The 10,692-nt window shown below is 39.0% G+C and carries 6 protein-coding genes; all 6 read left to right on the top strand.

Going from position 1 to position 10,692, the window contains the following annotated elements; translation table 11 throughout:
* A partial coding sequence (locus ABZB17_RS15690) for an RNA polymerase sigma factor (protein ID WP_372651396.1) occupies window positions 1–623 on the top strand: 623 nt, incomplete at its 5' end.
* A 50-nt stretch (window positions 624–673) separates the two neighbouring features.
* Window positions 674–1,858 (top strand): FecR family protein, encoded by a 1,185-nt coding sequence (locus ABZB17_RS15685; protein WP_372651394.1) that lies wholly within the window; start codon window positions 674–676, stop codon window positions 1,856–1,858.
* Between the two features lie 75 nt (window positions 1,859–1,933).
* Window positions 1,934–5,392 carry a SusC/RagA family TonB-linked outer membrane protein gene (locus ABZB17_RS15680; protein ID WP_372651392.1) on the top strand — a complete coding sequence of 1,153 codons (3,459 nt, stop codon included), beginning with the start codon at window positions 1,934–1,936 and terminating at the stop codon, window positions 5,390–5,392.
* Window positions 5,393–5,410: 18 nt separating this feature from the next.
* On the top strand, window positions 5,411–7,375 hold the full coding sequence (locus ABZB17_RS15675; protein ID WP_372651390.1) for a RagB/SusD family nutrient uptake outer membrane protein: 1,965 nt from the start codon (window positions 5,411–5,413) through the stop codon (window positions 7,373–7,375).
* Between the two features lie 129 nt (window positions 7,376–7,504).
* Window positions 7,505–8,779, top strand: a complete 1,275-nt coding sequence (locus tag ABZB17_RS15670) for a DUF4959 domain-containing protein (RefSeq protein ID WP_372651388.1) — start codon at window positions 7,505–7,507, stop codon at window positions 8,777–8,779.
* A 34-nt stretch (window positions 8,780–8,813) separates the two neighbouring features.
* Window positions 8,814–10,463 (top strand): DUF4998 domain-containing protein, encoded by a 1,650-nt coding sequence (locus ABZB17_RS15665; RefSeq protein ID WP_372651387.1) that lies wholly within the window; start codon window positions 8,814–8,816, stop codon window positions 10,461–10,463.
* The last annotated feature ends 229 nt before the right edge of the window (window positions 10,464–10,692 follow it).

Here is a 10,692-nt window from a genome sequence, read left to right as displayed (position 1 = left end):
TTATGAAACGGAGTAGTGATAAGGATATAAACAATTTATGGCAATCCTTTCAGACAGGCAATAGTGACAGTTTTACTGCCATTTACAATATCTATATATATCAGTTGATTGCTTATGGCTCAAAACTGTGTCCGGATCAGCATTCTGTTCGTGATAGTATTCAGGAAATATTCATTGATCTTTTCTTAAAACCCAAAAAGCAAAAAACGGAAATAAAGAACCTCAAAGCATATCTATTCATTGCTCTTCGAAACAGAATATATAAGAGACTTCAACGTAATTCCAGGATAGAGACATTAGACACAAGTACAGAAAATGTTGAACTTGATTTTCATATAGAATATAGCTACCAGGAGAAACTCGAACAAGAGGAGATTTCGGAGGAAATAAAAAATCTTCTTCAACAAGCTACAGCAAAGCTACCATCAAAACAAAAGGAGATTATATACCTCAAATTTGAGGAAGAAATGAGCTATGAAGAAATCGCTGCAATCATGCGCATCTCCGTTGAATCTACACGTAAATTATTTTACAGGGCGATGCTTTCACTAAGAAGCTACATTGATAAAAAAGAGTTTATGACTATCTTTTTTGTCTTTTTTCGAAAAAAAAATTCAATTTAATGTCCATGTTTTAAGAATCAGGGGAACCTATTGGTGTATATCCGATTCTTATGAATGAAATATTAAAATTTTTAGAAGATCCGAAATTTGTAAAATGGGTCAACAAACCTTCAAAGAAGCTCGACAGATTCTGGAGTGCTTATATTGAAAGCAATGAATCTGAGAAGGAACAAATACAACTCGCCCGGACATTTATTTTATCTCTTAAATCAAAACCGGTTACCGACACCGAAAAAACCGCACAAGACATCTATTCTGCAATTCAGCAGGCAATAGCAAAATCAAGAGTAAAAACAAAAAGAAGGACTTTAGTGCTTACCATTTCAAAGTATGCGGCTATTGGACTAATCTTTTTTGTACTGGGAATAGGCGTTAACCAGTATATCAAATCGCCTCGTTTCAATGAGTTTGAATACTTTGGGAAGAACGATAATAATTACCCTTATTCCACACTCACGCTTTCTGATGGAAAAAATGTTCGAATACCTGACAAAGAATCAGAGATTGTTTATAATAACCACGGACAAATTGTTATCAATAAAAGAGATACAGTTCAGTCAGGGAAAGCAGTAATTGAAAATGATTTAAACCAATTGTTTGTTCCCTACGGTAAAAATGCCTCTATAAAATTACCTGATGGTACCGTTGCGCATTTAAATGCAGGGTCGAGTCTTGTTTATCCGTCAAAGTTCGTAGGTTCAAGCCGGGTTGTATCACTTCTCGGAGAAGGATACTTTGATGTTGCCCACAACCCGGATATGCCATTTATTGTGCAAACAAAAGAAATAAATATTGAAGTTCTGGGTACAAAATTCGACCTGTCGGCCTACCCAGGAGATAATATTGTGGAAACTATCCTTGTTGAAGGCAAAGTAAAAATGATAAAGCAGGGATTTCAGTTTTCATCAAAGGAGTACATTCTTTCCCCAAATCAAAGAGCTGCTTTTGATATTAACTCTAAAGAAACCTCAATTTCCGAAGTAAACGTCAACAATTATATTTCGTGGCAAAAAGGATTTTTACTTTTTGAGACCGAGGATTTAAACCGGATCTTCAGAAAAGTGGAAAGGTATTATAACATTAAAATCAGTTACGCCGACCCTAATCTGGGCTTACTGCGAATTAGCGGAAAACTTGAATTGAAAGAGAATAAAGAAAGTGTGTTGAATGTTATAGCTAAAACAGCATCAGTAGAGATTGTAAAAATAAATGAAACCGAATATGCGATAAAATAGAAAAAGCCAAAGAGTATGTGCGAATACTCTAAGGCTTTAAGAGTATTAATCTTAATTTAATAAACCATCAAATTTATGAGAAAATCACGAAAGAGACATCTTTTCGATCGAAAAGATTATGTTTTTAATTTTAAAAAATTAAAGCTAGCGCTTTTGCTTTCCATTTTGCTGTGTAGTACCGGATGGGTAAGTTCTGCCGCCCAGGCAAGACTTAATCTCAACCTTAAAAATGCTACTGTTAAAGAATTAATCACGCAAATTGAGAGCCAAACAGAATATTACGTTTTATATCAGGATGAGATTTTTCAGGAAGGACAGAAGATCTCAATTCAGGCAGAAAACAAAAGTATTAACTATGTGCTGGAAGAATTATGCAAACAAGCTTTTGTTACTGCCGAAATAGAAGACAAACAGATTATTCTGCGAAAAGCAAAGGCAGCCAAGGCAGAAGTACCAAGCCAGCAAGATCAACAAAAAGTAGTTAGCGGGGTAGTTACAGAAGTAGATGGATTACCAATACCCGGTGTTTCAATTATGGTACTTGGAACATCCAGAGGTACAGTAACCAACGTAAACGGAGAATTCAATATTCGCGTTTCCGTGAGTGATACAATTCAATTTTCTTTTGTTGGGAAAAAGCCTGAGCTAGTAGTTATCAAAGATCAGAATGTTGTAAACGTTACGCTTTACGATGACGAAACCGAATTGGAAGAAGTTCAGGTTGTGGCTTTTGGAAAGCAGAAAAAAGAAAGTGTAATTTCTTCAATTGAAACGGTTCGCCCGGCTGAACTTAAGCAACCTTCATCGAACCTTACAACCGCGTTGGCCGGTAAAATCCCTGGGATTATTTCATACCAAACCTCGGGCGAACCGGGAGCCGATAATGCACAGTTCTTCGTTCGCGGGGTAACCACATTCGGCTACAAAACAAATCCGTTAATCCTTATCGATGGATTTGAAGCCTCATCAGACGACCTTGCAAGATTGGAACCTGATAATATCGAAAGTTTCTCAATTTTGAAAGACGCTTCAGCAACCGTATTATACGGCGCAAGGGGTGCAAACGGTATTATCATCGTTGAAACAAAATCGGGACGCGAAGGTCCGGCTAAGATCAATGTTCGTCTAGAATCGCATTTGGCAACACCAACTAAAATGAATGAGCTGCTGGATGGAGTGGAATACATGAAACTGTACAACGAGGCCCGAATTTCTCGTAATCCCTTATTGGGAACCTATTACAGCGAGCAAAAGATACAATCAACTGCTGATGGAGTAGACCCAATGATCTATCCAAACATTGATTGGTACGACGAGCTTTTTGAAAAATCGACAATTAACAAAAAAGCGAATTTCAATGTATCAGGTGGAGGAAAAGTGGCAACCTATTATGTTGCAGGATCACTTGAAAACGAAACCGGTCTGTTAAAAGTTGACGCTAAAAACAATTTCAATAACAACATTGATATTAATCGCGTGCAATTGCGTAACAACGTTATTATAAAGATTACGCCTACAACAAGACTTGATACAAGATTACAAGGAAGGTTTGAGAGATACAACGGACCAAATTCATCAGCAGGAGACATATTCAGAATGGTAATGAACTCCAACCCGGTTGACTTTCCGGCAGTTTACGAACCGGATGAAGCTCACCTGCTCTCTGACCATATACTTTTTGGGAACACTTTTGTAAACGGTAGCCTGAAACAAAATCCTTATGCAGAAATGGTTAGAGGATATGAAGACCGTAATGAAAGTTCAATCACTGCAATGGCGACACTTTCGCAAGAGCTTGATTTTATAACCGAAGGATTAAAACTTCAGGCTAAAGCATCGGTAAATACATGGAGCAAATATTCAAGTAAACGTACTTACAGTCCATTCTTCTATGACCTGGAAAGTTATAACCAGATTACCGGAGAATATAAATTATTTGAACTGAATCCGGAAGGTGGCCAGGTGTACCTGGGAGATGTTGATCCGGGCAGAGATGCAAGTGCCCATTACTACTATGAAGCGCGCTTGAACTGGGACAGAGAATTCGGAAATCACAGCATCGGTTTGATGACTGTTGGAATGTTCGAAGAATACCTTTTAACTGCGGGTAACAGTAGGTCTATTTACGAAACATTACCAGAACGAAACATGGGTAATTCAGGACGTTTAACCTATGACTATGATACGCGGTATTTCTTTGAATTTGCATACGGATACAATGGTTCTGAGAAATTTAGCGGATCAAAAAGATATGGCTTTTTCCCTTCTTTTGGTGGTGGTTGGTTGATTTCGAACGAAAACTTCTGGACACCGATGAAAGACATCGTTAATACTCTTAAACTTAAAGCTACCTGGGGTAAGGTTGGTAACGACGCTATTGCTCAACGCCAAGACCGTTTCTTCTATTTATCAGATATTGCGCTTGGAGATGACAACAATGCACAGTATGGTTATCGCTGGGGAACTACTTATATGAATTCTTACGGAGGTTACAATATAAACCGTTATGCCAATCCGGATATTACCTGGGAGGTTTCAACAAAGATGAACCTTGGACTTGAAATGACTTTCCTTGATGATGCACTGAAAATTCAGGGAGACCTGTTTAAGGATGTACGTGATCAAATCTATCTTCAGAGACAGAACTTCCCGGCCACTGCCGGATTAGAAGCAGCAATCAGTGGTAACGTTGGTAAAGTAGAGTCGTGGGGATATGAAGCATCTGCGGATTACCAGTACATATCACCAAAAAACTGGTGGCTGACCGGCCGTGCTAACATTACATTCGCAACAAACAAATATGTTGAGCTGGACGAAAAAGAATATGCCGACGAATACCTGAAACAAAAAGGTCATTCCACTAATCAATGGTGGGGTTTAATTGCCGAAAGACTATTTGTTGACGAAGCAGAAATCGCCAATTCTCCAAAACAAGACTTTGGAACCTATCAAGCCGGTGATATCAAATACAAAGATGTTAACGGCGACGGTATCGTAAACTCGAATGACCGTGTTCCACTGGGCTTACCAACTGTTCCTGAGATTCAATACGGTTTCGGAGCATCAGGAGGATTTAAAAATTTCGACTTGTCTTTCTTCTTTCAGGGTAATGCGCGAGTTTCATTTTTTATTGATGCCAGCGACAATTCTAGAAATCAGCATGGTATAGCTCCATTTGCATCAAGAAGAAATGCGCTTTCAATAATTGCTGAAGATCACTGGTCGGAAACAAATCCTGACGTACACGCCTTCTGGCCTCGTTTATCAGTTGATCCGCTTGCTAACAACACTCAGGTATCAACCTGGTGGTTAAGAAATGGTGCTTTTCTACGTTTAAAAACAGTAGAAATGGGCTACAATATAAAAAGTAAGGGATTTGAAAAGATTGGACTCGAAAATGCAAGAATTTATTGCAGTGGGGTAAACCTGTTTGTTATCAGTCCCTTCAAATTGTGGGATCCGGAAATGGGACGTGCGGGATTAGGATATCCGCCGAACCGAAGGTTTAACATTGGTGTTCAATTATCATTCTAATTTTAAAAAATATTTGATATGAAAATTTTGAAAAAAATATTCGCAATCATATACATTCTTTCTATTATACCTTCGTGTACAGGATATCTGGATGTTGTTCCGGATAATACCATTACACTGGAAGATTTGTTTAAAAAGAAAGAAGAGGCATGGGATGCACTGGCAAAAGTTTATAACTATATGCCAAGGATAGAAAAAACACACGAAACCATGTGGCTGGCCGGTGATGAGTACATCGGACGACTGGATTATAACGACAACGCATGGGATTTAAGAGGAATAAGGGTAACTCGTGGTTTACAAACAGCTAACGACCCACTATTAGGAAACTGGTCAGGCACAAATGGTGGCAAAAGGCTTTATGCCGGAATCCGTCAAGCGAACGTTTTTCTTAACAATATTGATAACGTGCCGGACATGACTGAAGAGGAAAAAGCAGATTGGAAAGCCCAGGTAAAATTCCTGAAAGCCTATTACAGCTTTTTGTTAGTGCGGAAGTATGGTCCTATTATCATTGCTGATGAATTGATCTCGCCTGATGCTACAAAAGAAGAATTATTTCAGGAACGTTCGAAAGTGGAAGACTGCTTTAACTATATCATCACACTAATGGACGAAGCCATTCCTAATTTAACTGAAAAAGTTCCTTCAACCCTGGCTGGTCAGGTTGACCAGGTTGTTGCAAAAGCAATCAAAGCAAGGGTTATGTTATTCAGGGCCAGCCCATTCTACAATGGAAATATGGAATATTTTGGCGACTTCATGGACAAGGATGGCCAACCATTCTTCCCTCTGGTTTACGATAAAGAAAAATGGAAAGACGCTATTGATGCTATTGAAGATGCTATTGAAACATGCGAAGCCAATGGTATTCAGTTATATCATTACGACACACAGCCTTATGTTTTCGATCGTGAAGACTATGCTGAAAATGATGAGAACATACAGACAATATATGACCTTAGAATGGCCATTACCGATCCATGGAATGACGAATTAATCTGGGGGTATTCAAACCTTGATATATACGAACAGGGCGAGATCGGACATGCATCAAATATGAGGTTACCTGATGGTTACGGTGGCGGTATAACAAATACTTCAGGTTTTTCATGGCAATGGTTGGCTGCAACCTACCGCATGGCAGAAAGGTATTACACAAAAAATGGTGTACCAATTGAAGAAGACCTTACTTTTGAACTAGACAAAAAGTGGGAAATCACGACAACTCCCGGTGCTGATGATCCGGAATATACCGAGATGAAAGGTATTATGCAACCAGGAGCCGAAACCATTAAATTGTACCTGAACCGCGAACCACGTTTTTATGCCAACCTGGCAATTACAGGTGGTTACTGGCGTACTCACGGCGTTCGTATCAATACAAAAATGTATGCAGGTAGCGATGGCGGTTTTAACTCATCGCAACATACTACCGACTACTTTGAAACCGGTATTGGTATAAAGAAATTTGTTCATCCTGAATCCAAATCGGGACACTGGGCAAGAACAGTTAAATACCCTTACCCTATTATCCGTTTGGCTGATTTGTACCTGATGAAAGCAGAAGCTCTAAATGAGTATTATGATGCTCCGACACAGGAAGTTTACGACGCCATAAATTTAGTACGCGAAAGAGCTGGTGTTCCGAATGTTGAAACAGTGTGGTCTGATGCAAGTATCGTAAAATCAGTTAACAAGCATACAACTAAAGAAGGTATGAGAGACATAATTCTCGCAGAACGTGGAAACGAATTGGCCTTTGAAGGAAGCCGTTTCTGGGATATGTTACGTACAAAAAGAGCTGTTATGGAATTCTCAAATCCGATTTGGGGTTGGGATTACAGAGGAACTACAGGAGCCAACTTCTTTAATCTTGAAGTTAAACAGTCGAGAAGATTTACAATCACCGATTGTTTATGGCCTATTGATTTGAATGAAATGAATACCAATTCTAAACTCGTTCAAAATCCTGGATGGTAATAAAAATTCATTTTAATTAATGATCGAAGAGAAGAAATGAAACAACACTTCTATACATACGTCGATAAAACCACTTGTGTACAAGTAACTAAAATCATTAAGTTCTTCGAAGATAAAATATGCGATATTATGAAAATCACAATTAATTTTTTAATACTTGCTGCATTCGTAATCCTATTGTTCTCCTGCGAAGAGGAGACAATGCGTTTAGCAACAAGTGACGATAATACTCCTCCGGCCCAGCCTACTCAGGTTTCGTATACTCCCCTTTACGGTGGAGCCAGGTTTCACTATACAGTTCCTGAAGATGAAGACCTGTTGAGTGTTGAAGCCAGGTATACCAACAAAGATGGACAATCTTTCTCTTTTGCAGCATCGTATTTTGTTGACTCACTTGACATATACGGATTTGGAGATACGATCGACTACAATGTTGAGTTATATGCTTTAGACAGGGCAGGAAATAGATCAGAACCGGTTATTGTTACTGTAAAACCATTGGAATCGGCTATTGCCCGTGTAACAAAATCACTTAATCTGAAACCGGCGTTTGGTGCTTTCTTCATCGACTGGGAAAACGAGCTGAAACAAAGTATAAATGTTTACGTTGATTTTAGTTATACCCAGAATGGTGAACAAAAACAATTCACTTCTGTATTCTCCTCAAACCTGGAAACCGACCGTCGTTATGTTGAAGATCTTAACCTCGGGCAGGATGAACCTGTAAATGTAGAAATCCGTGTTTCTGATATTTACGGTAACATTTCAGATCCTGTTGATATGGGAGATATCACACTTCTGGAAGACACCCAGATTGATAAATCCAATTGGTTTCTGCCTCTCACAAACGATTCAATCGGAGGCATTCCGCAGGGATTTGGAAGTAACTCAGAAGGTAGATTAGTACTCGCCGTTGATGGAGTAATCGATGAAGGTACCAACCTGAACTACATACACACCGGAGGAAGAGGCCGTACCGGTAACAGTGCAGATGGTAACATGCCATGGAATATTATTATAGACCTGGGAGATTACTATGAATTGAGTCGTATTGTAACTCATCAACGACACATGGATTTCTGTGGCGATTTTTGTCAGGGACAGTACTACAGAGGTGAAAACGTAGGTATCTACGAAATTTACATCTTCGACGATACAACCGAGGAATGGGAACTTGTTACCCAGCATAAAATCGAAGTACCTGTTGGCTTGAGTGAACTGGAGATCGTAAAACAAGGAAAAGAGGGCGATATGGCCTACATGTTCCCTGATGATCCTCAATATACAAAACCTACGCGTTGGGTGCGCTACAGGGCGGTAAAAGGTTTTGGAGGAAACTATACGCTCGATAATGGAAACTGTTTGTCTGAAATTACATATTACGGTAAAAAAAGTGGCAGTTAGTTTTATCTAACAATGAATAAAAATATCTGAACATATGAGAAATATAATATTATCACTACTAATTTTAGTTGCTTTTATGTGGTCATGCGAAGACATGTACGAAAAGCAGGAAATGTATGAAGGTGAAGTTGTTTACCCTGCCAAATACGATACCGTAATTGGTTATATCGGATTTGAAAGGGTTGAGATTGACCTGATGAGTGCCGGCCGGATTCCAAGTAGCCAAATAAAATTGGGAAAAGCTGAAAAAACCAAAATTACATACGACGATCAGGAAATCATTATTGACTCTTTGGTGTCGTGGGTAAATATTACAGGGCTTACCCAATCAAAACTTTATCGATTCAACATTACTACGGTTGATGCATACGGTAACGAATCTGTTCCTCAGGAAATCGCATTGATTCCATATACCAATACCGATTTAGCCCGCGTTGCAGTTAGCCCGCCAAGAGTAATGGCCTCACCTTCAGCAGCAGTTGTAGACTGGCCTAACGGAATATCATCAGTGCTAATGAACTACTATGGTTTAAAATTTAGCTACTCTGATAAGAACGGCGAAACACAAAGTGGAGAAAGAGGTCAAGATTCAAGATTTTTTGTAGGAAATCTCGAAGCAGGAGAACCTGTTAACATTGACATGGAATACAAAATAGTTCCTATTGTTAACCGCACTCCCATTCTGGATACCGTTATCTTCAATGATGTACTATCAATCAATATGCCAACGAGCTCGTCAGAATTTTCTCCGGCAGAGAGAGACATACTACAAGCAAATGGTGTAACAGTTTTTACTGCTGATGGAGTTTCTGATATTGAAGAACTGGTATACCCTGTTCATGCAAATTCGCTTCAGGATATCTTTTACTTTCCAAATTTGAAAGTACTGGATCTAACGGGTAGCGATTTATTTAAATTACCTGAACTGGCATACGACAGAAACACCATTCAGGATGTTGTTGGTGGAGGCGATTATTCTCCGTGTATAAGAAAAGCCGGAAACATATCTTCGGGCGACCAACAAGCATTAAAAGACCTTTTGGAAGCAGGTATTCTTGACAAAGTATACTATTATCCACATTCAATGGGATTGGATGATTTGCTTGCTCCTTATGTTGAAAGTGGCGTGGTTGAAATGATTGAAACACCTCAATCGGTATTGCTTGATAACCAATTCCACTTAGATGGTATCGTTCAGGACTGGAACTGGTGGTTGGATTACGAGTATCCGGCAACAGATGCTCCTGCGGGAGACGGACTGGAAAATGTTTACAAAGTAATTCCAAGAAGAACAAGTGCGTCGTTTATTTTTGCATTGCCAAAAGAGTACCAGTTTAATGTTGAAGAATATAAATACCTAAAATTTAGTGTCTATACTCCGAAAGAAAGTGACCTTGTTGGTACTTATGAACCTTTTAAAAGATTGTGGCCACGAATCATGAATAACATGTGGGCATTTGGTGGTAACAGTAATTACGGACAAGAATACTGGGAAATACCTCGTTTCTATATTCCGGATAATGAACTTAACCAATGGACTGAAATTACCCTGGATTTATCTGAGGCAATGAACAGACACAACAGGGTTATTGTACTCAACATTGGAGGAGAACCCTGGGTTGATTTCAATCCGCCGGTTGATTTAGTTTATTATTTCGCAAACATACGTTTCGAGAAAGAATAAATAAGAATAACGTATAACGCTCCCAAACCAACTAAATTCTAATTATAAGGCAATTCCTTCCAGGTAACTGGAGGGAATTTTCTTTTAATTAACGTCAGTTCGAGCTAAGCGAAGTTGCAAACATGGCTTTCATCAACAATTTCTTCCAGGTTGAGTTTCGGTTTCTTATCTAAAAAGGAATAGGCAATTAAAGCAGAGAGCAGGTTGGTTAGAAAGTTTTCAAAGCTAC

The organism is Draconibacterium sp. (genome assembly GCF_041583095.1).
GTDB lineage: Bacteria > Bacteroidota > Bacteroidia > Bacteroidales > Prolixibacteraceae > Draconibacterium.
The sequence above is the reverse complement of the archived record's forward strand: the minus strand, read 5'-3'. Positions and strand labels throughout refer to the sequence as shown.

Bases quoted from the DNA above. Each gene is read 5' to 3' on its own strand.
- ABZB17_RS15685 (WP_372651394.1), top strand. From the start codon at position 674: ATGAATGAAATATTAAAATTTTTAGAAGATCCGAAATTTGTAAAATGG.
- ABZB17_RS15680 (WP_372651392.1), top strand. From the start codon at position 1,934: ATGAGAAAATCACGAAAGAGACATCTTTTCGATCGAAAAGATTATGTT.
- ABZB17_RS15675 (WP_372651390.1), top strand. From the start codon at position 5,411: ATGAAAATTTTGAAAAAAATATTCGCAATCATATACATTCTTTCTATT.
- ABZB17_RS15670 (WP_372651388.1), top strand. From the start codon at position 7,505: ATGAAAATCACAATTAATTTTTTAATACTTGCTGCATTCGTAATCCTA.
- ABZB17_RS15665 (WP_372651387.1), top strand. From the start codon at position 8,814: ATGAGAAATATAATATTATCACTACTAATTTTAGTTGCTTTTATGTGG.